The organism is Staphylococcus sp. FSL K6-0223 (assembly GCF_038008285.1).
The window spans coordinates 1,708,244-1,733,002 of the sequence record NZ_JBBOYX010000001.1 but is presented as its reverse complement, the minus strand read 5'-3'; the positions used below and the strand labels follow the sequence as shown (position 1 = coordinate 1,733,002).

Sequence of the window (24,759 nt, the reverse complement as noted above, 5' to 3'; positions counted from 1 at the left end):
AGGTGACAAACTAATGTCTATTTTCAGTAAATTATTCAAAAAATCAACGCCTCAACAAGGTATTGTTTTATATTATTTAATTGCAATTGTCGTTGCATTTTTATTACTCAATTTACCTTTTGTACATAAACCTGGCGTGAAGGTGAGTCCTATAGATACATTGTTTGTAGCTGTATCTGGAATTAGTGTGACCGGTTTAACGCCAGTCAGTATTATTGATACCTATTCATCATTTGGCCAACTTATCATTTTAATTATCTTAAACATCGGTGGCATAGGCGTAATGGCGATAGGTACAGTGTTGTGGGTAGTACTTGGTAAACATATTGGTATGCGCGAACGTCAACTTATCATGCTTGATAATAATAAAGACACAATGAGTGGGACAGTTAAGCTTATTATTGAAATTGTTAAAACCATCATGACTATCGAAATTGTAGGTGCACTCTTGCTTGCATTTTATTTTTACAGAGACAATCCTGATTTAAAAAATGCTTTAATGCAAGGTTTGTTTGTATCTATTTCAGCTACTACAAATGGTGGGTTAGATATTACTGGCCAATCACTAGTTCCATATGCCAAGGATTACTTTGTACAAACTATTGTAATGTTTTTAATTATTCTTGGATCAATTGGTTTTCCAGTATTACTTGAAATCAGAGCTTATATACGAAATAGAGTAAGTCATTTTAGATTTTCTTTATTTACTAAAATTACAACAACGACTTACTTTTTCCTATTTATATCTGGATTTTTATCTATTTTAGCACTTGAGTACAATCATGCATTCAAAGGATATAATTGGCATCAATCTTTATTCTATGCATTATTTCAATCTGCAACTACACGTAGTGCTGGATTACAAACCATTGATGTGACACACTTTAGTGATGCAACAAATGTCATTATGAGTATTCTCATGTTTATTGGATCTTCTCCGAGTTCAGTAGGAGGAGGTATTCGAACAACGACATTTGCGATACTTATTTTATTTGTGATTAATTTTAATAACAATACAGAAAAATCATCGATTAAAGTATTTAATAGAGAAATTCATACCATCGATATACAGCGTTCTTTTGCTGTGTTTATAATGGCGACAGTACTTACTTTTGTAAGTATCATTATTATATTAGCAGCAGAAGCCAATAATTTATCATTCTTACAGGTATTTTTTGAAGTCATGTCTGCATTTGGAACATGTGGCTTATCACTTGGGGTGACAGATAATATTAGCAGTATTACCAAGGTCGTCTTAATGCTTCTTATGTTTATAGGACGTGTCGGTTTAATATCATTTATTATTATGATATCTGGGCGTAAAGAACCTGATAAATTTAGTTATCCAAAAGAGAGAATTCAAATTGGATAACTAAAAAAGGAAAGTGGGATACATTCATTTTGAATTCGTTATCCCACTCTTTTTTGTATGTAGATAGTTATGTTTTAAATAAAAAAAGAATATCGTTATTGAAATGAATCGTGATACCAATTAAAAAAACCTTTTCTTAGTTTTAGCAACTAAGAAAAGGTTTTTATCCATGAAAGATAAGTAATAAAATGATGGCAACAATTTGACCTAAAGACGATGTAACAATACGTCTTGTATACTGATAACTCAATGATAATATGACTTGAGCTATAAAGATAAAAATAACAATCCACCATTTATCAAGATAGATAAATAAAGAACTAGAACATAATGCAGGTATTAAAATTGTTAGCCAGCGAGGTAGTCTAAATTTATTTAACTCTTTTTGTAAGACAGCACGCATGTATAACTCATGACAAGGGATGACAAATAAGATAGTAACTAACATTTGCCATTTAAAATATACACCTGTTCTTGATAATTCTTTAATTAATTCGGTATAAGTAATTTGTGACGATATAAGTGAAAATATAAGTTGTATTATCACTAATACAACACCTGTGATTACGCCCACACCAATAGAGGTTAATAGACGTTTTGATGTGATATCACGTTGATAAAATACATAACTAATGCCAGCAATTAACATTATACCAGTATATAAATACCAATATTCTTGATGTTCTCCCCACATTATAAATAAGATAAGATGAAATACAATAAAACTTGCAACAAACCAAATTAAGGGTTTAGATGTATTTTTCATTTAATATTAACCTTCTTATTCAACGATTTTATATCGTTTGTGATTAATAACTGTTTTTTCAGGTAAATCTAGTTCATTAAAATTTTCCATAATTGTCAAATCAACAATAACTGAATTATCATTAATTTTTTCAACACGGCCTCTTAAACCGTCATAAAATTCTACAATATTTCCAACTTCTGCAACAGTCATTTCGAGTCCTCCTCAAATCATAGCTAGACTATATTGTACTAAAATTTACACTACAAATAAACAAATATATACTAAAATCAGAAAATATTATATTATTTTTGAAAATAATGCCATAATTAAGTTAAATAATCGATAGTGGAAGATATATTGCATTATTAAATTTTAAAAGAAAGAGAAAGGTGAGAGCTATGAAATTTGTAAGTAATAATAATATTACTGATCCTACAATTAACTTAGCCATGGAAGAATATGTACTTAAATATTTACCTGCAGATGATAGTTACTTTTTATTTTATGTTAATGAACCCTCAATCATTGTAGGTAAAAATCAAAATACAATTGAAGAAGTTAATAAACAGTATGTAGATGAGCATCATATTCATGTTGTACGACGAATTTCTGGAGGAGGAGCTGTGTACCATGATAAAGGCAATTTGAATTTTAGTTTTGTAACGAGTGATGATGGTAACAGTTTTCATAACTTCAAGAAATTTACTGAGCCTATTGTTCAAGCTTTACAATCTATGGGTGTAGATGCAGAAATGACAGGCCGTAATGACATTCAAGTAGGCGCAGCTAAAATTTCTGGAAATGCTATGGTTAAGGTTAAAAATCGTATGTTTAGTCATGGTACATTAATGCTAAATAGTGATTTAGAAGAAGTACAAAACGCATTAAAAGTGAATCCTAAAAAAATTCAATCTAAAGGTGTGAAGTCTGTACGTAAACGCGTAGCAAATATTGAAGAATTTTTAGATGACTCTATTACAATTGATCAATTTAAGCAAATTATTTTAAAAAACATCTTTGGTGAGCATGAAGTAGAGGAATATCATTTAACGGAAGAAGACTGGAACAATATTAAGCAATTAAGCAATGAAAAATATCGCACTTGGGATTGGAATTATGGTAAAAATCCGAAATATAATTTTGAACGTGACGAGAAGTTTGAAAAAGGATTCATTCAAATTAAATTTGATGTCAAAAAAGGAAAAATTGAGCATGCTAAAATCTTTGGCGATTTCTTTGGAGAAGGAAATGTCAATGAATTAGAAGATGCTTTAGTAGGAACATTACACGATTATACTCATATAAAAGAAGTAATGGAAGACTATGACTTTTATCATTACTTTGGTGATATTGATAAAGACAGTATATTGAAGTTAATGGCGTATTAGTTTAAATATAAAAAAGGAGTCAAATTGTAGAAACATTGGCTCTTTTTTTATAAAAAAAACTCTTTACTTAAAAAGTAAAGAGTCAAATGACGGAAACGGAGGGAATGTCTGTTGCCTTTAAATAGGCGTTTTTAAGCACTTCGTTGTCGACTTGTTGTCGGTTTTAGAAAAAAGAGAGTTTTGAATCTAACATTTCGTCTTCTTGTAACTTCATTTCATCTAGTAAATGACTATACACTCGCCATGTAATTTCTATGTTGGCATGGCCAAGTCTTTTACTAACATATTGTATACTAAAGCCATGGCCTAATAACATAGAAGCGTGAGTATGTCGTAATGAGTGAAGTCCATAATCACTTTTTAATTCATGTTTGGCCAGAATATTTCTCATTGTAGTTGTCACTGCTTTATTAGTAATGAGTGAAACACCAGTATTAAATATATAGCCATCTTTATGAAGCGGTCTAGAATTGATTACTTCTATTATATGTTTCATATCTTTAGAAGTAATGGTCACATAACGATCAGCTGATTTTGTTTTAGTTCCTCTCAAATGAATAGTATTCTTACTCTTATTAATATCCATTCTTTTGAGTTTCTGAACTTCTCCAAATCTTGCGCCAGTCGCAATTAGAATATAAATCGCTAGGTATGATAAATGTGGTTTAGTTGAAGCGGTCTGTTTTAACAGTTGATAATCTTTTAAAGATAAATACTTTTGTTTTTCACTCATTGCTGCTTTTTTCTCATATATTGGCGCATTCCAAGTTGGATCTTTATAAATTAAACGTTCATTTAATGCATCTTTGAATGCTTGAGAAAAACAATTATTTAATTTTTTTACGCTTTCTTTTGTTCTTCCTTCTTTTCGACCACCAATAAATTGACCTTCAGCATATTCTTTAAGCATTTCTCTATAACCTAATTGGCTAACATCTTTGATAAGAACAGAACCAAATTTTTCTTCAAAGACATTTAAAGCGCTATAATATCTGTTTAGCGTAGATTGAGACACTCTATCTACTTTATTGACTTTTATCCATCTTTCAAAGTATTCTATAAAAGTAATATCATCTGCTAATTGGCCACCTCTACTCAAATCAATATATAATTCTTTTTCAGCTTGTGAAGCATCTCTTTTGGTTCTAAACCCTCTTTTTCTGTATCTCTTACCATTATATTGAAAGTCATAAGTCCAAGTGCTATTGATTTTTTTTACAGACATAAATTTCCTTCCTTTCTAAAGTGATGATTGTATTAAAAACTCACCTCCTTAAAGAACATACGTTCGTATTAATTGTTAAAAAATAATAAGGGTAGGTGGACTACCCTGAAATATAAGAATAAGTTATAACATAATGATTAATATATAAATATATGTTATTATTTATAAAAAAGAAGGTGGTACTATGGAATTTACAAAATCAGAAATTGCCATAATTTATGACGCTTTACATCACCTAGAAAACACTACAGATGTTTACTCAAATCCATATGATGAATCGTCTAAAGCTCGTTACACTGAATCTTTCAAAAGTGTATTTAATAAAATTGAAAATAATTATGCAGATATTGCTAAAAAAGGAGTGTTTTACTTTGAGTAATGACTGTCGATCAATGTTTTAATACATGATAAAATTATCTGACAGTCTGCTTTCGAAACTTCTCCAGGATTAGAGTGTGAAACAGAATTTCTTAAAGAATAAGTAACATCAATTCTTTTATGCATTCTGTAATTAATCTTACCTTCTTGAAGTAAACGCTCACCTAGATAATTCATCATTGTATCAGTAGCATCTTTGCTTTTTAGTTTTACATTCTCTTTATCACAAATTGCCATTAGTAAAGTTTCTAAGGCTACACTTAAAGTGGCTGCAGCAGGCAAAAACAGTTTTCTTTTATAGCATTCATTCGCTTGATTCATTTGATATTCAAAGTCATCACGATATTTTTTGCTATCAAAATTAGCGATTATTCCTTCATAATCTAAATGAGAATAAGGACTAATTTTTTCGTGATCATAGCTATCTACTGGAGTTTGATTTTCTCTGCGCCAGTCTTTAAAATCGAATTCTGCATAGATTTTGCCTACACTAGATAAATCTTTAATATAAACATCGACATCTATTATTTGTAATACATTTTTCTCAAATAATTCTTTATGATATTCTTTTAAAAAAATTTCGAACCTTTTTCGTTTATCAGTGTCCATAATAACTCTTTTTTTATCTTCAAAATCATTATTATTAACTGTTTTTATTTCTTCTAAATCTTTCATATTGTCTACGATAACCAAAAAAGAAGGTTTATGGAATATATCTTTTGGTACATTGAAAAGACAATAATTTAAATACTTACCAAACTTTAATAATGGAAAAGCATCTTCCATAGAATCACCTAAAAAGTCATAGTTCGCTGCTTCTTTTTTATAACCCTCAATAAAACTGTTAAATAGTGTTTCAGAATTCATTATTTACTCCTTTACAGTTTATTAGCTATTTGTTTCAATAACTCAATAATTTCATCATTTATCAATTTCTTATTTGAAAACAATTTTATCTTCATCATAAGCATCAACTGAATAACCTACATATGCATGTGTTTTTAATATTAAATGTTTTGGTTCGCTTTTAAATTCATATTCATAAATATTAAATTTGAATTCTTCTGTTATTGTATCGTGTTCTTTTAATTCAACATTTGTGTGTAATGTAAATGTTTGTAATTCATTTTCTAAAACAGGAAATTGACTCTTTTTATCAGGATTTTCATATCTTTCTACTAAAGTTAATGAAACTTTGTTAATAGTTTGAGAAGAATTACCACCCTCTATTCTTACAATTCCTTCCAAAGTATCATTACTATGAATACTTTTATTTTTTACTAAAGTTTCAACTTTCACAGAGTTTATTCCAATAGAAGCAAGTAGATTTTCAAACATAGAACCAAATCCTTTCTGATTAAATATTTTAATTAAACAATTACCATAACACTAATCAATTTTATGCAACTTATAAACCCTCAACGGCTCAAACTGAATGACATATTTACCATACCGAGTGGAACATCCGTATTTCTGTTTATAATGTTCAATACTTTGTAGGACAAAACTTTCTGTAACTTCAAAAAAATTAGCAAGTTCATATAAGTTATGAATACCTTGCAAGAAAGCGTTTATTAATTCTTTAAGTGGTATTAGAATTTCACTAGCTAACCTACGAGCTTTCAACTCATATTTTCTATTTTGTATGTCCTTATCATCAAGTATGTTCCCATAAGTAATCTCATGGTGTGCTAGTTCTTCAGCTAAAGTTTCCAGCTTTATTGTAGTAGGGCGATTACTGTTAATAAATATTTCGCCATTCATATAGAAACCAGACATAAATTTAGGTATGCTTCCAGTTTCGTTTATTGATATGTAATCATACTTTTTTAATAAATCTTCGTATCTCCCCATACAAAACACACCTTATTTATTTCTATTTCTGATAAATTGAATAAATTGTTCTACTTCTTTTTGCTCATCTTCAGTTAAATCTGAGTAGTCCAAATGTGCAGCCATCGTATCTTGTTGTTGGTTGAACTCAGCTCTAGATTTATCATCAATTCTTGCGCGATCTACGTCATAACCTAATAACCAAGCTTCACTTACATTTAAAATTTTAGCTAGTATGTACAACTTTTTCTGACCTGGAGTTACTTTACCATTAACATATTGACTTAAATCAGTTTTCGTAAGTTTGATACCAGTTTCCTTCTCGAGAGATTTAGCCTTATTTACTATATCTATTTGTTTTAAGTTCGACGAATTCATAGCTTGTTTAATTCTAGTGCTAGTTGTAGAGTTCAATGGGAACTCCCTCCTTCATTAATATAGTTATAGTATAAGTTCAATTGAATAAAAGTTCAAGATAAAAATTCAAAAATATTGAACTTTTGTATTGCAAACTCTTTTTTAACGTGTTAAGGTTTATGTAGTTCAAAAATATTGAACTTAGAAAGAGGTGACACAATGTGCTTTAATTATTCAGCTTTGATAGGACGCATAATTGAAAAGTATGGAAATAGATATGCTTTTGCATATGCGATAGGCCTGTCAGAAAGAAGTTTATCTTTGAAACTAAACAACAAAGTTAGTTGGAAAGATAAGGAAATTGCAAAAGCTTGTGAATTATTATCTATTCCCAAGCAAGATATACAAGTATATTTTTTTGATTATGAAGTTCAAAATAATTGAACTAATTAGTTGTCAAAGGAGAAATTAAAAAATGAATGAATTACAAGTTTTTCAAAATTCACAATTCGGAGATTTAGAAATTTTAACTATTGAAGGCAAAGAATGGTTCCCAGCAATTCAAGTAGCAGAAATTTTAGGATATACAAATTCTTATGATGCTATAACTAGACACACTAAAAAACGTGGGGTCGTGAAACACGAGGTCATCGATAAATTAGGTAGAAAGCAAAATAAAAAATTCATTGATGAAGGGAATTTATACAGATTAATTACTCGCTCTAAATTACCCCAAGCAGATGAATTTGAAGAATGGGTGTTTGAAGACGTTTTACCTTCCATACGAAAACATGGACTGTACGCCACAGACAATGTAATTGAACAAACACTACGTAATCCAGACTACATTATCAACGTACTCACAGAATATAAGAAAGAAAAAGAACACAACTTACTACTGCAACAACAAGTGGGAGAGTTAAAACCAAAAGCAGATTACTATGACCAAATTTTAAAAAGTAAAAAGCTCATTACTGTAAATGCGATTGCAAAAGACTATGGAATGTCAGCGCAAGCTTTAAATAAGATACTTCATGATTTAAAGGTGCAATTTAAACAATCAGGACAATGGTTATTATATGCAAAATATCATGATAAAGGTTACACGTCTTCAGAACCTCATAAATACACTAAAAAAGACGGAACAGAAGATTTCAAATTGCATACGAAATGGACACAAAAAGGTCGTATTTTCTTATACAACTTACTGAAAGATAACGATATTTTACCCACAATCGAACAAACAACTTAAAGGAGGAACTAAAAAATGAATGAAAAAATCAATTACGCAAAAATAGCGCTCTTAACTATTATCTTGGCAGACCTAGTTAAGAACACTATTAAAAAGAACAAAGCAACAATAACTACTGAGTCATTTATTATACCGAAAGATTCTGAAAGTGCTACTGATTCTGCTCGTCGTCTTTTAAAATCTGCCGAGCAACATTGTAAATGAGCGTTTCGGAATAAAGCTTAGAACATTCGTTCATAGCTAGTGAATATAAAAATTCTTCTGAGAAACCTTCAGAATTATCTCTTTTTAATTCTGATAATAAATCACGGAAGTATTCGCTATCGTTACCAAATTGCTTTTCAACCTCTGGTTGGAAAGAACTAAAATATTTTTCGAATTCATACCAAGTCATATCAATCACCTCCAAAGGTGATTATACCAAAACAATCGAACAAACAATTTAAAGGAGGCATAACATGAATATTTTATACAAAATAACCCTCCTCACCACAATGGCAGTTGTGATATGGAAGGTTATGAAAATTGAAAAGAATACTAGAAAAATCGATTATTCTTTATCAATTTCTACACTAGACTTACCAAAACTATCAGCAAAATCTATTGCGTCAATGTACTCATTGAAATAAAGATTACGGCGTTTTTTTAAGTATTCCCAATAATCAGCATTGCTATTAAACTCCTCTATGTCTTTGGCATGCGGGAGAGTTTGAATGTAAGCAGCAGCAAATTCTTTGGGACTATAATGTGTACCTTTAGCCATAGATAGTACACCTCCTTCCAATAAGGGATAACTACATTATACAAAAAGGAGGCATAGCAATGCTTCAAAAACTAAAAATAGCACTCCTAATCGTCATCTTGGCGGAGGAGATTAGAAGTGCTAAGCGTGTGAGTGGCCTAATCATCAGTATCATCTTCAACAAAACAATTTGCTATTAAAAAACAAGTGAACAATATCGCTATTACTGAAGAAAATACAAAGTAATTCACATATTGATCAAGAATAGTTCTTAGTAAAACTGATCCAGTAACACTAGTAGCAGATTCTACTGAAACTTTTTTTACAAATTTAGCGGAGGGATAAATGAACTTATGATTGAGCGCTTCTTTGAATATGTTGTTGTAATAATCGCGATATACCTCATCTATTGGATGGGGAGAATCGATGGTTTCACTAAAAGAAGAGACATCGACAGTATTGATAAAAGATTGTCTCAAACGATAACTAATTTTCAAAACTTCGTTTTTCTGAAAATTAGTAGAGCTTATGAAATCATTAAGAAGTTTTTCAGAAAATAAATTATTTCTAAAATTTCTAGCAATATTAATACTTGGTGCTGAAATTTTAAGCAAGTTAGAAGTATCGAAATTATTTGATTTTAATTGAATTGCAATTTTACCAATATCTTTATAAATATAATCAAATTTCATAGTTTGATTCATAACTTGTCTGATTTCTCTCGAAGGTGTAGTTGCTGTCATTGCTGCATTTCTTAATTCATAGAAATTTTTATCAATTATCGGCCTAACACTTTTTAGAGGATCAATATACATTATCACACCCCCAATCTAACGCAGTAGCGATAACTAAATTATACATGAAAGGAGCATACAGAATGAGTCAAACACTAACAGTTACCATACCAGATACACATGTACTGATACCTAAAGTAGAACTTGAAAAGTTAATTAGTCAAACATTGCCAGTCACTTGGACAATGGAAGATCTCATTAAAGAATCTAAATTGAGTAGGTATCTAATATTTAAAAGGATATTAGAAGTCCCTAGATTCAATAAGTATTTAAAAGAAAATGGCATTTGGTTTGAAGGGCAAGGTGGAAGTTCATCACATTATTTTGATGCTGAATTAATGCGGAAGTTCTTAAAAGATTATAAGAAAGAAATTTATAACGGTTAATCAAAAAATCGCTAAAAGGAGGTGATATAGATGTCGTATTCAGAAGCAGCATTTATTGTCGCAAGTCTAATATTCACATTAGTTTCAATCATACTAATTACTGCGCAATTCTACATTATGCATGCACTAGGAATTTCACTATTTGCAGCAGTAACAACGTTTCTCTATTTCGATAAAGAATTCGAGAAATTAAAAAAAGACTGAATGCTATCGGCAAATAGCAAACAGTCGAAAAGTCATTAAACGATTAATTTTATCTTACAACGGGAGGCGTAAATGTGCAAGAACCATATGTAAGTATTTTGCAAAGTGAACTACGTAATCTTTTATTAAAGGCATCTAAAGTAGAAAAGCTAACAGTTCAACTCGAACATGCAAACAATCAATTAGAAAATGCATTGGAATATATATCAGAATTACACAGACAAAATGATGATAAATCGAAAAGTATAGCAGATTTAGAAGTTAATTATAAAACGTTAGAAACAAATTACAACGAAGTTATTAGCTATAAAGCTAACTAAGTTAAGGAGAGATTTATTTGATTAATAGAGCGACGTTAGTAGGAAGACTAACAAAAGATCCTGAATATCGTGTAACACCTTCAGGGGTAGCAGTAGCGACATTTACTTTAGCGATCAATAGAACATTCACTAATGCAAATGGAGAAAGAGAAGCGGACTTTATTAACTGTGTAGTATTTAGAAGACAAGCAGAGAACGTTAATAAGTATTTATTTAAAGGTAACTTAGCTGGCGTTGATGGGCGCTTACAATCAAGAAGTTATGAAAATCAAGAAGGACGTAGAGTATTTGTAACCGAAGTGGTGGCAGATAATGTTCATTTCTTAGAGCCGAAAAATAGTAAGAGTGGCCAATCATCTAAAGGCAATGATCAACCAGTAGGTAATAATCCATTCCAAAATACTAATGGACCAATCGATATTAGTGATGATGATATGCCATTCTAAGGCGATAAGTGATGTCAAAAATTATAGGTTATCAAAGAAACGATAATGGAACGATAACTGCAGTTATTAATGATGTTCAACTAACACAAGATGAACTGCAGCTTATAGATAACGGAATAGCATTACCTATTGAAGTAAGAAGTATTGATACAAACAAGATTACTGATAAGCAAAGAAAGAAAATATTTGCATTATGTAACGATATAGAAATTGATATTGGCCAACCTAGAGATTACATGCGCTATATGTTCCAAGAATATATCAGAGTGTTATATGGATATGAAAAAGAGATTTCTTTATCGAATTGTACTAAAAAACAAGCATCACAAATCATTGAAGCCATTATTGACTGGATGTTTTTCAACAACATTACTTTTACAGTTAAAACGAGTAGTTTGCTTAAAGGTGATAAGGCAATGCTCTATTGGGCTACAGTCAATCGCCAGTGTGTGATTTGTGGTAAGCGAGCGGAACTAGCGCATTATCAAGCGGTTGGTCGTGGACGTAACAGACGGAAGATAGAACATACAAGTAATAAAGTTTTAGCTTTATGTCCAATACATCACAGAGAACAACATACTATGGGCATTCATAGTTTTAATAAAAAATATTCACTTACAGATAGTTGGGTGGATGTAGATCAAAGACTGAATCGTTTACTTAAAGGCCAGAAATTAAATCAATCATGAAAGGAGCATTGAAATGGCTACGTTTAGAGTTTTTAAAGAAAGTGGAGAGTTTGTAACTGTTCACAAAGCATTTATTCATGATGCATCACTAAGTTGGAAAGCGAAAGGCATACTTCTTTATTTACTAAGTCGTCCAGACGATTGGCAAATTTATGAAACAGAATTAATAAAGCATACGAGTGATAAACTAAGCAGCTTAAAGAGTGGATTAAAACAATTAGAAGAAGCGGGTTATATCAAACGTAAAAGAAAACGTGATGATAAAGGACGTATGCAAGGATATGAATACGAAGTATATGAACAACCTACCCACATTCGAAAATCAAATGTGGATGAAAAAGAATCTATCCACATGCGAAAATCCAACGTTGGAAAATCCAACGACGGAAAAACCAACGTCGGAAAATCCAACGACGGAAAATCCAACGACGGAAAATCGCACACTACTAATAATAATAGAACTAATAATGATAGTACTAAAAATAAAAGTACTAATAATAACGGTAGTAGCACAAGTGCTACTCAACCACCACAGCCACCTTCAGTGTTTAATTTTTATCAGGAAAACGGCTTTGGCATTTTGAGACCAGTCATTGTAGATCAAGTTAATGCATGGATAAATGACTTCGGAGCTAATGGTGAAGACATTGTAATTAGAGCATTAAAAGAAGCTGCTGAAAACAATGTTTATAAATGGAACTATGTAAATCAAATACTAAAAAATTGGTATGAAAACAATATTAAATCCATTGAAGATGTTGAAGCACGTAAGAAAGAACGAATAAAAAATAACAACCAAGCTATAGAGAAAGATTATGATAACTCTCAATACAGTGATTTGTTTTAAGGAGGTTAGTCATGAAAGGTTTTAACGAATTAAACTTCAATATCAAAACTAAAAGTAAAATCATTGAACAAAAGAATGATTTACGTTGTCCTCACTGTGGCAATCTTTACGACTATGTAAAATTCGATAATGGCCAAGAAGAAAAAATAGGATGCGATTGCAAAATTAAACAAATGGCCAAAGAACAAACTATTAGATATAAAAACAAAATTAAACGTCTTGAGATAGAAAAAGTTTTTAAAAACTCAATCATACCTGAAGACTTATTGTCCGCTTCTTTCGATAATTATGAACCTAGAAATGAAAGTCAAGAGAAACTACTAAAACATGCGAAGCGGTATGCAGATAACTTTAGTTTAGATAATAAACAGTCGTTACTGCTACAAGGAACTTATGGCTTAGGTAAATCACATATTGCTATGTCAGTTGTTAAAGAAGTTAAAGATAAAGGTTTTACTGCACTGTTTATGGATGTGCCACAACTGATTACAGCTTATAGAGATACATTCAATAAAGATAGCAATCTTAATGAAAGACAACTTGATCAAATTATTAAAAACGTGGATTTACTGGCACTTGATGATTATGGTACGACGGTTAGCCAATTCGGAAATCAGAAACTCTTTGATGTGATGAATATGAGACAAGGCAAACATAATATTCTCACAACAAATAATAGTGCAGAAGAACTTTCGAGAAATAAGGACTTTGGAAAAAACTTTAGTCGAGCTTTAAAGAATACAACAATTATTAAAGTTTATGGTGATGACTACCGAATGAAAGGAGTTAAAACTCTATGATTACTGTTGAAGATATACAGAAATATTTAGAAGTATCACCAACATATGCACAAAAACTGATTGATGATGCTAATGGTGATGAAGACAAAGCATATAAAACATTTATTAGAAAGTTGAATGAAAAAAACTCAAGACCTGCAATTATGGAGGTTATGTAATGGGTGTTATAGAAGGCGTTAAACATAAATATATTCTCTATGCCAGTGATGGTTGGGAAATGTGCAGCGTTATTCCTTTGAATGATGATTTGTATAACCTAGGAAATTTAGCTGGTATGTATTATCGAAATATCTTTAAAGGTAACGTAAGCAAAAAAGAATTAGAAAAACTTAAAAGAAAGCACAAGTTATACAGAAAAGAAGAACTGAACACTCAACTCAAACTATTTTAGGTGGAGTGATGCAAATGATAGTTAAAGTGTTTAGCAATGATAAGTCAATTGAGATTGGCAAAGATAATGTTTCGAATATCGAATTCTTAAAGCATGTGAGTGGCAATATTGATATTTATCGTCTTACTAACAAAGATGGCCAAACAATTGGATGGGAAGGTTTCTTTGTTGGCCAGTACAAAGTAATTAAGAAAGTCGAAGCGGAGCAATTAAATATATTCAATATACTGGAGGCTAAATAAATTTGAAAGTAGAAGATTTAAAAGTAGGTCAGAAGATTAGATTTGCTGCATCTGAATACAGTCTCAGTTATCCAGGCATTGTTGAAGAAAAGTATTCCGATTGTGGCCAAGATAAAGCAGTAATTAAAGTGGCCAACTACAAAATCATTATAGATGATAGTTATTTATTATTCGATGAAGCGGACGTGATCAAGTGAAACGTGAAAATCGAGTTCGTAAACATGGCAAGAAGTATTACAAGTTAACAGTAGATGGAAAAGTCTATTTAGTTCCAGAAAGATTAGGAAATTATGCTTTAGAAAATGGTGTATCTGAGCAAGCCATAAGACAAAGATTGTCTCGTGGCTACTCAGTCACTAGAGCATGTACGGAGGGAATTGTCAGATGAGTGAATTATATGAATACAATCCAGGTCAAATTAGTGAAGAAGAATTAGCAATGATTAAGCTCGAAGAAGAGCGCTTTGAGCAAGCACTAAAACAAAGACAGCAGCAAGTCCGTTTAGCACGTAAACGTAGATGCGAAGAAAACTTACGTAAATATAGTGTGCGTGGTGAATGGTTTGAACATTTAGAAAGTAACAATCTTATAGCAACAGTGAAAACTGATAGATATGGCCGAGTACAGAGGGGGTAGCAATATGACTAGAATTAAAGACTTACAAGAAAATGATGTTATCGTATTTCAAAATATTACGAAAGATATGAAAAATAATTGTGAAGCAATCGTAAATAAAAAATGGAGCGAAATCGATCTATCAATTGGAGAGAAATGGTATGCGTCGGTTGAAATGGCTAATGGTAATACAACGATCATAGATGACAACTTTGACTTTGTAAAAGTGAAACTTCCCTTCACAAGAAAAATTAATACTGATGATTGGCCAAGAACATCAAACAATGTTCCATCACATTATGAAGGTAAAGGTGGCATAGATGTTATTGAGTTTGTCAGACAACAGTTGACCGAAGAGCAATTCGAAGGTTTTATGCTAGGAAACATAATTAAATATGCTGCTCGATATGGACTTAAAGATAATAAAGTAAACGATCTTAAAAAGATTGGAGATTATCAACAAAGAATGTTGGAGGTAGTTACAAATGATTAACTTAAAAGAATGTAAAACAGCGTATCACGTTTATGAAACAAATGATTATGGACTATTTAGTTTTATAGAGTCTAATCGCAATCCAAGTAGAAAACATGTAGAAAATCTTAAAAGACAAATCAAAAATGGTTATGAATTACCTCCAATCATCGTTAGAGAAAATGGTGAGATATTAGATGGCCAACATAGATATATAGCATTAGTAGAGTTAGAAAAACCTATACAGTTTCTGATTAAAGAAGATATTAGAAAAGATGTTTTACAGAAAAGTAATTCATTCGTATCAAAATGGACAATTAATGATCATGTGAACTATCACCGTAAAGAAGGTAATCAAGACTATCAAGATTTATACGAATTTTGTCAATACAGTGGCTTAGGTGCAAACATTGCTGCAAGAATACTAGGTTCAGCTAAAGGAAACGGTATAACAACAAAAGCTATAGAAGAAGGTAAGTTCTTTGTAAAAAGTAAAACAGATGCTTATCAATTTGTAGATGATGTATTAATGAGAATCAGAATGGAACATCCAACAAGTAAAATCATTAACTCATTAAGAACACTATATAACATTGGAACAGATACTAAAACGTTAGTCACTGTTGTAAATGCATTAGAAGAAGAACTGCTGATGTTAAATAGTATTAATAAAATTTCAGAACGTATTGTGAATCTATATAACAAGAAAGTTTCAAAATCAGAAAAAATCAAAGTGACCTATAACAAAGCAGGTAAGGCGGTGTATAAATTGTGATTTATATATATGAACCGTTTAACCATCAGATTATAGAAACAACTGTTAAAGACTTTGCTAATCAAATAGGTATCTCCAAAATGACTATTCATCAATATTTATATAAAGGTATGTATTATCAAAAATTAGGTTGTTACTTATTGAAAGAAAAACCAACTTTAGCAAAAAGAAAAATCTTAAATGAGCAACTTAATCCAAAAGAAGAAATTTGGAGATTTAATGAAGAATATCAACTATATGTCAGTAACTTAGGCCGCTTCAAAAGTAAAGAAGGTATATACAAATTTCCAAGTGATGTACACGGAAGAATTACTTTATTCCAGGAAGGAAAAGCCTATAAAGCAGCAAATATTGTATATGAGACTTTTAAAGGAAACATTGAAGCGGGTTTCCATGCTTATCCTAAAAATGGAATTTATAACGATATCAAAGCAGATAACTTATATATTGCTACATTTAGTGAGTATTGCTCTACTAAAAGAATTGCAGGTCGTTCTAAACCAGTAATGCTTATTGATAGTAATAATAACATTATTGAAGAATTCACGAGTACGACTGAAGCTCAAAACTACTTATATCAAGATCGTAGTGTGATTACTCGTAAATGTAATAAGCGTTTGGAAGAAAATGGATTAACTTATATATGGGCTAAAGACTATGAGGTGATGGCATGTTGCTAAGTGACACAATTAAACAAAATTATAAATATCCATGTAAAGGTAAAACGCCAACACAAGTCGAAAAAGAATTAGCTGCAATGGGTGTAGAAGGTTTTGTTATTCACATGACAAATGTACATGTAACAATGCGAGTGCCTAAAGAAAATAAAATTATAAATAGGAAGTGTTTAAGGGATGGAAGCAGTAGAGAAGAAGTTTCTATCTAATAAGAACTTCATTAGACATCAAAGACTTTACGATGGAATGCAATATCTATTTAAAGAAGATGATACAGATAATTATTTCAGTGTAGTGAAACATCAATTTTCTTATGGATATAAAGAAGGTTTATATGAACTTGCAAAATGTAAACAAATCAATGGAATAAACCATCTTATAAGTGAACCAATCGGATATCTTTCAGTAGAACAAGTATTAGAAATTATTAATGGAGGAGAAATCAATGGCTAACTCATTAGATCAATTAGTAGAACAAGTACAAGCGTGGAGTGTAGATAAAAACTTACACAATGGTAATCCAGATAGACAAGCACTTAAATTCTACGAAGAAGCTGGGGAAGTTGCATCAGCATTATCTCGTGGACAAATGGATGCATTAAAAGACGGTATAGGCGATACAGTCGTTACATTAATCATTTTGGCACAACAACATGATATGACGTTACAGGAGTGTTTACAGTATGCATATGACGAGATTAAAGGGAGAAAAGGAAAGACAATCAATGGCACATTCATCAAAGAAGCAGACCTTAAAGAGTAAGGACATAGTAGCAGAGATTAAAAGAATACTACGCAAAGAGTAACGAGGAGTAGATAAAGTGAGTAATTTTATCGGAAGTTTCAACATGCCTAAACAACAATTAAAAGAATTGTCTGATGCAAAGTTGGCTATGCACTTTACGTATATGGAAGAACGATTTAAGCAATTAAATAAAATGAAGTTTGATTGTTTATTACCACTTGATAAAGATAGTTCAGAGATATTGGAAATACCTCATAAAACACAGAAAGAATTTAAAAATATATTCAGACAAGTTATGAAAGATAAAATTGCAGAGGCGCATGCTGAATTTGTAAAACGTAATATTGGAACATACGAAACTAATGTGAAAGAGGTGCTGGGGAAGTGACACAATTCTTGGTTAGGGAATTCACAGATAGCACAGGTTATGTGCATATAAATGTAGAACAACCTAGAGAGAATGAACGCATGACGGTGGTAGAGGCGGAGGATAAGGAAGAAGCGAAAGAGAAAGTCGAGGAGACGTACAATGGCTAAAAGACTGAAACATGATATTTATAGAGCTTTAGGAGAATACATCATTAATAAAGATTCTAGATTACTGAATGAAGAACAACTAAAAGTAGCTAAAGAGCATGAACCTATATTAACAAAAATGTATGGCAAAGTATTAAGAGAAAAAAGAAAACGTAAAATCAAAAAATTTGTCAAACAGATACCTGAATATATTTTGTCTTTTATTTATGCATTGATGTATTGGATCACAATACCTTTTGATTACATTGGCGATAAAGCAGACGATTTGAGAGTATCTTATGGTAATAATCATGGCTATGCTCGTTTTTCAAAGGCACGAAAAGAATTAAACGAGTATGCTTATAACGAAGTTTTACCACGTTTAGAAGAAAAAGAAACTGATGATATGACAGAAATTCATCAACGAATTTCAAAAGCCAAAGGTATTGTAAGAAAATCAATAAAAAGTAAGGAGTGAACAGAATGAGTGATTTCAAAATAATAACTTCAGAATTAATTAGCAAAGGCATTGAGTTTGAAATAGAAGATGACACCTTGATTGTCGGTGATTGTTCAGTAATCAATTATAGCGACGTGTATTTTTTAAAATTGTCCGGAATTAATACTCAACAAGGAATGGCTGTTATGCATCCTATAGTTATAGCAGATTTCTTATCTAGTTATTATTACTTATTAGAAGATCATAATAGTATCACTGTAAAAGATATTAATTTTAAAAGTGAGGTACGTAGTAATGATTAAACGCATACTAAAAATATGGTTCATCATTGCTGTATATGAACTTAGTAAATATATAACTAACGAATTAATTGTTATGTTGCAGAGTGAAGACGATATTGATACTGCACCATCAGATTACGCTTTGAATGATGATCAGGCAGATTTGAATGAGGTAATCGAATGAGCTGGTGGATCATTTTAATACCAGTCACTTATCTAGTATGGATATGTATAAAGAGTAAGGGGGAGCATAAGTGATGTGGATAGCATTAACCATTATACTCGGCATACTTCTACTTATAGCGATAGGTAACAACACAGTTTTACGTCAGGAGTTAGATGCACAGAGATACACGAATGTATATCTGTTTACTAAGTACGTGAGAGATTGCGATATAGAAGATGTGGAGTTTGAAATAGAAAGAGCGAAGAAACAGTTTAAGTAATGGAGGTAATCACTTGTACACACACGAACAAATCAGGGATATGATATTTGAATACCATTGGCGTAGAAATAGATTAGTAGATGAGGGATATACCAAAGAGAGTAATGGTACTGCTCAATATGGTATAGAGGCTACTATGCCTAAAGGTAAAGGACATACTTCAAATAAGATATTGAATATCGTTACACGTAATGACACATTGTATAGAGTGTTGTACAAACATATAGAAGTTGTAGAGTTTATAGATAAGTATGAACATAAGATAAATGATGACATGAATCTTAATATCTTGTATGAGTTTAAGAAAGGAAAGAACTTCACACAAGTTAAAAAGATTATGAAGATTGGTAGAGATAACTTAAACAAAAGGTTAGATGAGATTGTGAACAGTTATATCAATCAACAAGAACAACACAAACAACAACATCAACACAAACAACAACATCAACAAGATAAGCAACATCAACACTAATTTTTAATATACTTATATAAGTTTTATAATTGAGTTAACACGATATGAATATACAGGCACATCACTAATGTGGTGTGTCTTTTATTATGGAGGTGAGCTTGTGGATATTATTATAGTATATGGTCCACCTGCAAGTGGTAAGACTACATATGTTAAGCAACATATAACTAATGAAGACATGGTTTATGATTATGATGCTATATCACAATCAATCACACTAAGTGATAAATACTGTATGCCACAGGCTCATGACACTTGTATACTCATACGTAATATGATGCTCGATTATACACAACATATAAGTAAAGGTAAGTTATATGTCATTACTACTTATTTATCCAAGAAGATAACAGATAGAGTATCTAACTATCACATAGTTAGAATGGATACTGATATAGATACGTGTATCGAACGTGTGAACAATAGTGATAGACCAGATAAAGATAAAATCAAGCAAGTTATAAGAGAATGGTTTAATGATGGTAAAAGTAAACCTGCAAGTGATCGTCATGTGGATAAAGAAACAATGAGATTTTATAAATCAAAAAAGTGGCGTGAACTCAGAGAAAAAGTTTTATTAAGAGATAATTATGAATGCCAAGAATGCAAAAAGGAAGGCATAGTAAAAACTATAGATTACACAAAACACAAGTCTCTTGATATTGACCATATTAAAGAGTTAGATAGTCATCCTGATTTAGCTTACGATATGGATAATTTAGTCACGTTATGTGTAAGTTGTCACAATAAAAAGCATAATAGATATCAAAAAGGAAAAGCATTTCCTAAAAAAGAAACAAAATGGACCGGTGACGAATGGTGGTAAAAAAATAAAATACCCCCCTCCTAATTATTTTTGAATAAAATAAATTGTGGGGAAACGGGGCAGGGGAGTCTTTTCTCGAGATTTATTGTGATTTTTTCACATACGACCCCCTCCTAGATAAACTGAAATGAGGTGATATTGCGATGGAACGTAACGAAGAACAAATTAAACAACATGAAGCTCGTGTAAAAAAAGAAAAACGACGACTGGATAAAATATTTAAATCTATACCTGATGATAAAAAACGGGTAGCACAAGGTTTAATTGTTCAAGCTTCACGAATGCGTATATTATTAGATGATGCATGGTTGGACATTCAAGAAAAAGGCGATTATGAGTTATTTACTCAATCTGAGAGCGCTCCTCCATACGAAAGAGAAAGACCTATTGCTAAGCTCTTCAACTCACGAGATGCGGCTTATCAAAAGATAATCATGCAATTATCTAAACTACTTCCAGAAGAAATAGATGTTGTGGTTGATAAAGAGACTGGCAATTTAAGGAGTATGTTGAATGGAGATAAATAAACATGTCAAATGGTATATTGACAAGTACAAGCATGGAGAAATTAAACTTAATAACGATAGAATAAAGTTGATTGATCATCTAGAAAACAACATCTTATATAGAAATGATCTATACTTTGATAATGAACAAATTGAACTATGTATAGCTTTTATTGAACGGTTTTATTTCAAATTACAACCCTTTCAGAAATTTTTAATAGCATTTGTATTTCTCTTTGATGAGGAAAATGAACTTTATTTCGAACAATTCTTTTGGCTTGTTGCGCGTGGTGCTGGTAAAAACGGTCTAATAAGTGGATTATCGACATATTTCATTAGTGAATTGCATGGTATTGATAATTACGATGGTACTGTTGTAGCCAACACAGAAAAGCAAGCTAAAACATCATTTGAAGAAATGCATAGAATGATAATCAAACATAGATTATATGAAGGGAAAATCAATGACGTAGAAGGTGAAGGTGTATTCGACCCTACAAAACTTAGAATAACTTCTACTAAAACGCAAAGTAAGTTTGAGTATGCAACTAGTAATGCAGGAAGTAAAGATGGTGGTCGTGAAGGATTTATAATTTATGATGAGGTTCACAGGTATGAAAATAACGATATTGTTGATGTATTCTCTAGTGGCTTAGGTAAAGTTAAGCATCCTAGAGAATTTTTTATTGGTACAGATGGATTCGTGCGTGAAGGTTTCCTAGATAAAATGAAAGAACGTTCAAACGATATTTTAGAAGGAAGGGCAACAGATGACCGGCTGTTTCCATTTATCTGTCGATTAGATCATAAAGATGAGAAGGATGACCCATCTAAGTGGTCTAAAGCAAATCCTATGTTTGAAGAACCTATGAGTGATTATGGCAAACGTCTTTATCGTAAAGTTTTAAATCAATATAACGACTTGAAACATAGCCCAAGTGGTTATGAAAATTTTATGACTAAGCGAATGAATCTACCTGAAGAAGATTCTAGCAAAATTGTAGCATCTCGTGATGATGTACTTGCAACAAGTCGTGATATACCACCACTAAAAAATAAAACTGCAATCGGAGGCGTTGATTATGCTAGTATTAAAGATTTTGCAGCAGTAGGCTTGTTATTCAAACAAGGTGATAATGTTGTTTGGATTTCTCATTCTTTTGCTCGCAAGGAATATCTTGACCAAGCTCAGTTAAAACCTCCGATAAAAGAATGGGAAAGACAGGGGCATTTAACAATCGTAGATGAGCCTTCAATAAACCCTGCTCACATTGTCAACTGGTTTATAAAAATGCGTGAAAAGTACGCTGTTCAAAAAGTAGTTGCAGATAATTTCCGTATGGATTTAATGCGACCTTTATTTGAAGAAGCTGGGTTTGAAATAGAAGTATTACGAAATCCAAGAGGTGTCCATAGTAAGTTAGCGCCTAGAATTGAAACATTATTTGCAAATCATAGAATTATATTCGGAGACAATCCTTTAATGCGTTGGTATACAAATAATGTTGCAGTCCACGTCAAAAAGGATGGCAACAAAGAATTCATCAAGAAGGATGAACATAGACGAAAAACTGATGGTTTTCATGCTTTTTTACACGCTTTATACAGTATAGATGAAATACAAGAAATCGATTTAGATAAAGCGTTTGATTTATTAGATCAACTTAATTTTTAGTGATAAAGGAGGTGGTTAATTGGGCTTTCTGGATGCAGTATTTAAACGCAATTTAGAATTAAGAGATATGCTCGATTTAGAATTAGCAAACGACCCAGCCAATCGTTCATATTTGAAGCGTATGGCTATTGAAACTGTAATTAATTTTATATCACGGACATTTAGCCAATCTGAATTTTGGGTTAAAGATGGCCAAGAACTAAAGCAAGATAAATTGTATTATAAACTGAATGTAAGACCTAACACAGACTCAAGCGCTACTGATTTTTGGCACAAAGTTATTTACAAATTGGTTTATGACAATGAGGTTCTAATCATTAAAAGCGACTCAGACGACTTATTGATTGCTGATGATTTTTATAGAGAAGAATTTGCTGTTTACGAAGATGTTTTTAAAGATATTATTGTGAAAGACTTCAAATTCGAACGTTCTTTTAGGATGGATGAAGTTATATATTTAAATTACAACAACGATAAGTTACAAAGATTTGTTGAGAGCTTATTTGCAGATTATGGAGAACTTTTCGGACGCATGATGGATACGCAACTTCGTAAAAATCAAATCAGAGGGATTGTTAGCGTTGATTCTGGCGGTGGAAATATTGATAATGTAAAAATGACAAGATTGCAAAAGTATATTGATAAAATTTATAGTCAATTTAAGAATAATGGTGTTGCAATCGTACCTCAAGTACCAGGGTTCGAATATAAAGAATTGTCGAAAGATAGCACAACCGGTAACGATAATGGCGGAGAGAATTTGCAAAAAGTTAAGCGCATGATTATTGATGATGTTGCGAAAATTGTAGGGATACCATCGAACTTAATACATGGAGATGTTGCTGATTTAAGTAATGCTATGAGTGCATATATAGATTTCTGCATTAATCCTTTAATTTCAAAAATCGAAGATGAATTGAATAGCAAGTTTTTTACTGAAAGAGAATTTTTAAGTGGTAAACGTATAAAAGTTGTTGGTATCAATACGGTAGATCCAATCAAGAATGCAGAAAAAGTAGACAAATTAATATCATCAAGCGCAGCTAAACAAAATGAAGTTCGTGAAATGCTCGGTCTTGCACCTGTTGAAGGTGGAGACCGTTTTATTTTAACCAAAAACTATCAACCAGAGGATGAATTGAAAGGGGGTGAGAATGAAAATGAAGACGAAACAAGAGCTAATGAAAGCAACGTCTAAATATGCTTTTAAAAACGAAATGAAAGACGATAAAGTTGTTCTCACTCTTAGTGGACCAGTGGCGCAATCTTCTATCTTTGCTGATGAAACCATTAACAGTCAAGATATTGCCGAAGCATTAGATGGTGTAGATAAAGATATTGTAATTCGCTTAAACAGCCCTGGTGGTGACGCCTTTCAAGGAATTGAAATTTATAATTATCTAAAAAACCACTCTTCACACATTACAATTGAAGTTACTGCTTTGGCTGCAAGTGCGGCATCTATCATTGCAATGGCGGCCGATGAGCTCATTATGAGCAAAGGTGCTTCGCTGATGATTCATGAAGCAGCGACCATCGCAATTGGTAATAAGGCGGACGTTAAGAAGACGCTAAATGCCTTAGAGACAGTAGATGCATCTATTGTTGAAGTTTATAAGGATAAAACAGGACTTGATAATGAAGAGATTGAACAACTCATGACTGACGAAACTTGGTTTACAGCAAAAGATGCCGTAGACAAAGGTTTTGCGGACAAAACGAAAGATAAGGTTGAAACACCTAAAGAAGCTCAAGAAGATATGAAAAACAATAGTGAAATGATTGCAATGAAGAATGAAATCGAGGGGTTAAAAATTCAATTAGCCAATTTCAAAAATAGTAATAATAAACCAAAGAAAAAACGTTATTTATAGGAGGA

The 24,759-nt window shown here is 31.6% G+C and carries 46 protein-coding genes and 1 pseudogene; 37 read left to right on the top strand and 10 right to left on the bottom strand.

Going from position 1 to position 24,759, the window contains the following annotated elements:
* Window positions 1–13: 13 nt before the first annotated feature.
* Window positions 14–1,372: a TrkH family potassium uptake protein gene (locus MHI13_RS08615; protein ID WP_002488327.1), complete on the top strand. Its 1,359-nt coding sequence runs from the start codon at window positions 14–16 to the stop codon at window positions 1,370–1,372.
* 163 nt (window positions 1,373–1,535) lie between these two features.
* Here the strand turns inward: MHI13_RS08615 and MHI13_RS08610 are convergent, their stop codons facing one another.
* On the bottom strand, window positions 1,536–2,138 hold the full coding sequence (locus MHI13_RS08610) for a CPBP family glutamic-type intramembrane protease (protein WP_019835286.1): 603 nt from the start codon (window positions 2,136–2,138) through the stop codon (window positions 1,536–1,538).
* A 15-nt stretch (window positions 2,139–2,153) separates the two neighbouring features.
* Window positions 2,154–2,330, bottom strand: a complete 177-nt coding sequence (locus MHI13_RS08605) for a YkvS family protein (protein ID WP_002448045.1) — start codon at window positions 2,328–2,330, stop codon at window positions 2,154–2,156.
* A 188-nt stretch (window positions 2,331–2,518) separates the two neighbouring features.
* On the opposite strand from MHI13_RS08605, the gene MHI13_RS08600 reads away from it, so the two are divergent.
* A complete protein-coding gene (locus MHI13_RS08600) occupies window positions 2,519–3,508 on the top strand; it encodes a lipoate--protein ligase (protein ID WP_048762301.1) in 990 nt (329 codons plus the stop codon).
* A 163-nt stretch (window positions 3,509–3,671) separates the two neighbouring features.
* On the opposite strand, the gene MHI13_RS08595 is transcribed toward MHI13_RS08600, so the two are convergent.
* A complete protein-coding gene (locus MHI13_RS08595; protein WP_311054251.1) occupies window positions 3,672–4,733 on the bottom strand; it encodes a site-specific integrase in 1,062 nt (353 codons plus the stop codon).
* Window positions 4,734–4,917: 184 nt separating this feature from the next.
* Here MHI13_RS08595 and MHI13_RS08590 point away from each other — a divergent pair, with 184 nt between their 5' ends.
* Window positions 4,918–5,112, top strand: coding sequence for a hypothetical protein (locus tag MHI13_RS08590; RefSeq protein ID WP_049415141.1), 195 nt, complete (start codon window positions 4,918–4,920; stop codon window positions 5,110–5,112).
* Here MHI13_RS08590 and MHI13_RS08585 read toward each other — a convergent pair.
* From MHI13_RS08585 to MHI13_RS08570, 4 genes are all read right to left on the bottom strand, one after another.
* Window positions 5,100–5,978: a hypothetical protein gene (locus MHI13_RS08585; protein WP_049415143.1), complete on the bottom strand. Its 879-nt coding sequence runs from the start codon at window positions 5,976–5,978 to the stop codon at window positions 5,100–5,102. The two genes, MHI13_RS08590 and MHI13_RS08585, sit on opposite strands and share 13 nt — an antisense overlap.
* A gap of 69 nt (window positions 5,979–6,047) precedes the next feature.
* Window positions 6,048–6,449, bottom strand: a complete 402-nt coding sequence (locus tag MHI13_RS08580) for a sporulation protein (protein WP_311054252.1) — start codon at window positions 6,447–6,449, stop codon at window positions 6,048–6,050.
* A gap of 51 nt (window positions 6,450–6,500) precedes the next feature.
* Window positions 6,501–6,965, bottom strand: a complete 465-nt coding sequence (locus tag MHI13_RS08575; protein ID WP_311054253.1) for an ImmA/IrrE family metallo-endopeptidase — start codon at window positions 6,963–6,965, stop codon at window positions 6,501–6,503.
* 12 nt (window positions 6,966–6,977) lie between these two features.
* Window positions 6,978–7,358, bottom strand: a complete 381-nt coding sequence (locus tag MHI13_RS08570; RefSeq protein WP_311054254.1) for a helix-turn-helix domain-containing protein — start codon at window positions 7,356–7,358, stop codon at window positions 6,978–6,980.
* Between the two features lie 162 nt (window positions 7,359–7,520).
* Here MHI13_RS08570 and MHI13_RS08565 point away from each other — a divergent pair, with 162 nt between their 5' ends.
* Window positions 7,521–7,745 (top strand): DUF739 family protein, encoded by a 225-nt coding sequence (locus tag MHI13_RS08565; RefSeq protein WP_180538667.1) that lies wholly within the window; start codon window positions 7,521–7,523, stop codon window positions 7,743–7,745.
* A 31-nt stretch (window positions 7,746–7,776) separates the two neighbouring features.
* Window positions 7,777–8,553, top strand: a complete 777-nt coding sequence (locus MHI13_RS08560) for a phage antirepressor (protein ID WP_311054255.1) — start codon at window positions 7,777–7,779, stop codon at window positions 8,551–8,553.
* 151 nt (window positions 8,554–8,704) lie between these two features.
* Here MHI13_RS08560 and MHI13_RS08555 read toward each other — a convergent pair whose 3' ends face one another.
* Window positions 8,705–8,947 (bottom strand): hypothetical protein, encoded by a 243-nt coding sequence (locus tag MHI13_RS08555; protein ID WP_137689653.1) that lies wholly within the window; start codon window positions 8,945–8,947, stop codon window positions 8,705–8,707.
* A 64-nt stretch (window positions 8,948–9,011) separates the two neighbouring features.
* On the opposite strand from MHI13_RS08555, the pseudogene MHI13_RS08550 reads away from it, so the two are divergent.
* Window positions 9,012–9,098 (top strand): annotated as a pseudogene (locus MHI13_RS08550) (hypothetical protein); the annotation flags it as partial.
* Between the two features lie 5 nt (window positions 9,099–9,103).
* Here MHI13_RS08550 and MHI13_RS08545 read toward each other — a convergent pair.
* Window positions 9,104–9,316, bottom strand: a complete 213-nt coding sequence (locus MHI13_RS08545) for a hypothetical protein (protein ID WP_137689654.1) — start codon at window positions 9,314–9,316, stop codon at window positions 9,104–9,106.
* 137 nt (window positions 9,317–9,453) lie between these two features.
* Window positions 9,454–10,038, bottom strand: coding sequence for a hypothetical protein (locus MHI13_RS08540; RefSeq protein WP_340761055.1), 585 nt, complete (start codon window positions 10,036–10,038; stop codon window positions 9,454–9,456).
* 134 nt (window positions 10,039–10,172) lie between these two features.
* Here MHI13_RS08540 and MHI13_RS08535 point away from each other — a divergent pair, with 134 nt between their 5' ends.
* The 31 genes from MHI13_RS08535 (at window position 10,173) to MHI13_RS08385 (ending at window position 24,754) form a co-directional block, all read left to right on the top strand.
* Window positions 10,173–10,475 carry a DUF771 domain-containing protein gene (locus MHI13_RS08535; protein WP_311054257.1) on the top strand — a complete coding sequence of 101 codons (303 nt, stop codon included), beginning with the start codon at window positions 10,173–10,175 and terminating at the stop codon, window positions 10,473–10,475.
* 30 nt (window positions 10,476–10,505) lie between these two features.
* Window positions 10,506–10,679, top strand: a complete 174-nt coding sequence (locus tag MHI13_RS08530; protein ID WP_141754072.1) for a DUF1270 family protein — start codon at window positions 10,506–10,508, stop codon at window positions 10,677–10,679.
* 74 nt (window positions 10,680–10,753) lie between these two features.
* A complete protein-coding gene (locus tag MHI13_RS08525; protein WP_311054258.1) occupies window positions 10,754–10,999 on the top strand; it encodes a hypothetical protein in 246 nt (81 codons plus the stop codon).
* A gap of 17 nt (window positions 11,000–11,016) precedes the next feature.
* Window positions 11,017–11,445: a single-stranded DNA-binding protein gene (gene ssb, locus MHI13_RS08520; protein WP_311054259.1), complete on the top strand. Its 429-nt coding sequence runs from the start codon at window positions 11,017–11,019 to the stop codon at window positions 11,443–11,445.
* An 11-nt stretch (window positions 11,446–11,456) separates the two neighbouring features.
* Window positions 11,457–12,134: a putative HNHc nuclease gene (locus tag MHI13_RS08515; RefSeq protein ID WP_107636291.1), complete on the top strand. Its 678-nt coding sequence runs from the start codon at window positions 11,457–11,459 to the stop codon at window positions 12,132–12,134.
* Between the two features lie 13 nt (window positions 12,135–12,147).
* Window positions 12,148–12,981 carry a DnaD domain protein gene (locus MHI13_RS08510; protein WP_340761054.1) on the top strand — a complete coding sequence of 278 codons (834 nt, stop codon included), beginning with the start codon at window positions 12,148–12,150 and terminating at the stop codon, window positions 12,979–12,981.
* A gap of 11 nt (window positions 12,982–12,992) precedes the next feature.
* On the top strand, window positions 12,993–13,781 hold the full coding sequence (locus MHI13_RS08505; RefSeq protein ID WP_340761053.1) for an ATP-binding protein: 789 nt from the start codon (window positions 12,993–12,995) through the stop codon (window positions 13,779–13,781).
* Window positions 13,778–13,939: a hypothetical protein gene (locus MHI13_RS08500; protein ID WP_242269057.1), complete on the top strand. Its 162-nt coding sequence runs from the start codon at window positions 13,778–13,780 to the stop codon at window positions 13,937–13,939. The genes MHI13_RS08505 and MHI13_RS08500 overlap by 4 nt, the downstream gene beginning before the upstream one ends.
* Complete coding sequence (locus MHI13_RS08495; RefSeq protein ID WP_053022116.1) at window positions 13,939–14,172, top strand: hypothetical protein; 234 nt, start codon at window positions 13,939–13,941, stop codon at window positions 14,170–14,172. Before MHI13_RS08500 ends, MHI13_RS08495 begins: the two co-directional genes overlap by 1 nt.
* A gap of 14 nt (window positions 14,173–14,186) precedes the next feature.
* Complete coding sequence (locus MHI13_RS08490) at window positions 14,187–14,414, top strand: hypothetical protein (protein ID WP_107636309.1); 228 nt, start codon at window positions 14,187–14,189, stop codon at window positions 14,412–14,414.
* A gap of 2 nt (window positions 14,415–14,416) precedes the next feature.
* Entirely contained in the window at window positions 14,417–14,611 is a 195-nt protein-coding gene (locus tag MHI13_RS08485; RefSeq protein WP_053022117.1) for a hypothetical protein, read from the top strand.
* The gene (locus tag MHI13_RS08480) at window positions 14,608–14,802 is read left to right on the top strand and encodes a hypothetical protein (protein WP_053022118.1); all 195 of its coding nucleotides are present in this window, start codon (window positions 14,608–14,610) and stop codon (window positions 14,800–14,802) included. The genes MHI13_RS08485 and MHI13_RS08480 overlap by 4 nt, the downstream gene beginning before the upstream one ends.
* Entirely contained in the window at window positions 14,799–15,050 is a 252-nt protein-coding gene (locus tag MHI13_RS08475) for a hypothetical protein (protein WP_311054262.1), read from the top strand. Before MHI13_RS08480 ends, MHI13_RS08475 begins: the two co-directional genes overlap by 4 nt.
* 4 nt (window positions 15,051–15,054) lie before the next feature.
* Window positions 15,055–15,522: a DUF3310 domain-containing protein gene (locus tag MHI13_RS08470; RefSeq protein WP_311054263.1), complete on the top strand. Its 468-nt coding sequence runs from the start codon at window positions 15,055–15,057 to the stop codon at window positions 15,520–15,522.
* Window positions 15,515–16,276, top strand: coding sequence for a ParB N-terminal domain-containing protein (locus MHI13_RS08465; protein ID WP_311054264.1), 762 nt, complete (start codon window positions 15,515–15,517; stop codon window positions 16,274–16,276). Before MHI13_RS08470 ends, MHI13_RS08465 begins: the two co-directional genes overlap by 8 nt.
* Window positions 16,273–16,956, top strand: coding sequence for a hypothetical protein (locus MHI13_RS08460; protein ID WP_311054265.1), 684 nt, complete (start codon window positions 16,273–16,275; stop codon window positions 16,954–16,956). The genes MHI13_RS08465 and MHI13_RS08460 overlap by 4 nt, the downstream gene beginning before the upstream one ends.
* Window positions 16,947–17,162 (top strand): hypothetical protein, encoded by a 216-nt coding sequence (locus MHI13_RS08455; RefSeq protein WP_311054266.1) that lies wholly within the window; start codon window positions 16,947–16,949, stop codon window positions 17,160–17,162. The genes MHI13_RS08460 and MHI13_RS08455 overlap by 10 nt, the downstream gene beginning before the upstream one ends.
* Window positions 17,131–17,406 carry a hypothetical protein gene (locus tag MHI13_RS08450; RefSeq protein ID WP_311054267.1) on the top strand — a complete coding sequence of 92 codons (276 nt, stop codon included), beginning with the start codon at window positions 17,131–17,133 and terminating at the stop codon, window positions 17,404–17,406. The genes MHI13_RS08455 and MHI13_RS08450 overlap by 32 nt, the downstream gene beginning before the upstream one ends.
* Window positions 17,399–17,716 carry a MazG-like family protein gene (locus MHI13_RS08445; RefSeq protein ID WP_311054268.1) on the top strand — a complete coding sequence of 106 codons (318 nt, stop codon included), beginning with the start codon at window positions 17,399–17,401 and terminating at the stop codon, window positions 17,714–17,716. The genes MHI13_RS08450 and MHI13_RS08445 overlap by 8 nt, the downstream gene beginning before the upstream one ends.
* Window positions 17,717–17,774: 58 nt before the next feature.
* The gene (locus MHI13_RS08440) at window positions 17,775–18,086 is read left to right on the top strand and encodes a hypothetical protein (RefSeq protein WP_311054269.1); all 312 of its coding nucleotides are present in this window, start codon (window positions 17,775–17,777) and stop codon (window positions 18,084–18,086) included.
* A complete protein-coding gene (locus tag MHI13_RS08435) occupies window positions 18,083–18,235 on the top strand; it encodes a DUF1381 domain-containing protein (RefSeq protein ID WP_141744499.1) in 153 nt (50 codons plus the stop codon). Before MHI13_RS08440 ends, MHI13_RS08435 begins: the two co-directional genes overlap by 4 nt.
* Window positions 18,228–18,692: a hypothetical protein gene (locus tag MHI13_RS08430; RefSeq protein ID WP_070548337.1), complete on the top strand. Its 465-nt coding sequence runs from the start codon at window positions 18,228–18,230 to the stop codon at window positions 18,690–18,692. The genes MHI13_RS08435 and MHI13_RS08430 overlap by 8 nt, the downstream gene beginning before the upstream one ends.
* 5 nt (window positions 18,693–18,697) lie before the next feature.
* Window positions 18,698–18,976: a hypothetical protein gene (locus tag MHI13_RS08425; RefSeq protein ID WP_285327716.1), complete on the top strand. Its 279-nt coding sequence runs from the start codon at window positions 18,698–18,700 to the stop codon at window positions 18,974–18,976.
* Window positions 18,969–19,139: a transcriptional activator RinB gene (gene rinB, locus MHI13_RS08420; RefSeq protein ID WP_285327715.1), complete on the top strand. Its 171-nt coding sequence runs from the start codon at window positions 18,969–18,971 to the stop codon at window positions 19,137–19,139. Before MHI13_RS08425 ends, rinB begins: the two co-directional genes overlap by 8 nt.
* A gap of 73 nt (window positions 19,140–19,212) precedes the next feature.
* Complete coding sequence (locus tag MHI13_RS08415; RefSeq protein ID WP_032603858.1) at window positions 19,213–19,401, top strand: DUF1514 family protein; 189 nt, start codon at window positions 19,213–19,215, stop codon at window positions 19,399–19,401.
* Between the two features lie 13 nt (window positions 19,402–19,414).
* On the top strand, window positions 19,415–19,873 hold the full coding sequence (locus MHI13_RS08410) for a hypothetical protein (RefSeq protein ID WP_311054270.1): 459 nt from the start codon (window positions 19,415–19,417) through the stop codon (window positions 19,871–19,873).
* 526 nt (window positions 19,874–20,399) lie between these two features.
* Window positions 20,400–20,699, top strand: a complete 300-nt coding sequence (locus MHI13_RS08405; protein ID WP_285327764.1) for an HNH endonuclease — start codon at window positions 20,400–20,402, stop codon at window positions 20,697–20,699.
* 143 nt (window positions 20,700–20,842) lie between these two features.
* Entirely contained in the window at window positions 20,843–21,226 is a 384-nt protein-coding gene (locus tag MHI13_RS08400; RefSeq protein WP_340761052.1) for a hypothetical protein, read from the top strand.
* Entirely contained in the window at window positions 21,213–22,880 is a 1,668-nt protein-coding gene (locus MHI13_RS08395) for a terminase TerL endonuclease subunit (RefSeq protein WP_340761051.1), read from the top strand. The genes MHI13_RS08400 and MHI13_RS08395 overlap by 14 nt, the downstream gene beginning before the upstream one ends.
* Before the next feature lie 19 nt (window positions 22,881–22,899).
* The gene (locus MHI13_RS08390) at window positions 22,900–24,078 is read left to right on the top strand and encodes a phage portal protein (RefSeq protein WP_285327711.1); all 1,179 of its coding nucleotides are present in this window, start codon (window positions 22,900–22,902) and stop codon (window positions 24,076–24,078) included.
* Entirely contained in the window at window positions 24,041–24,754 is a 714-nt protein-coding gene (locus MHI13_RS08385; protein WP_340761050.1) for a head maturation protease, ClpP-related, read from the top strand. The genes MHI13_RS08390 and MHI13_RS08385 overlap by 38 nt, the downstream gene beginning before the upstream one ends.
* Window positions 24,755–24,759 lie beyond the last annotated feature (5 nt).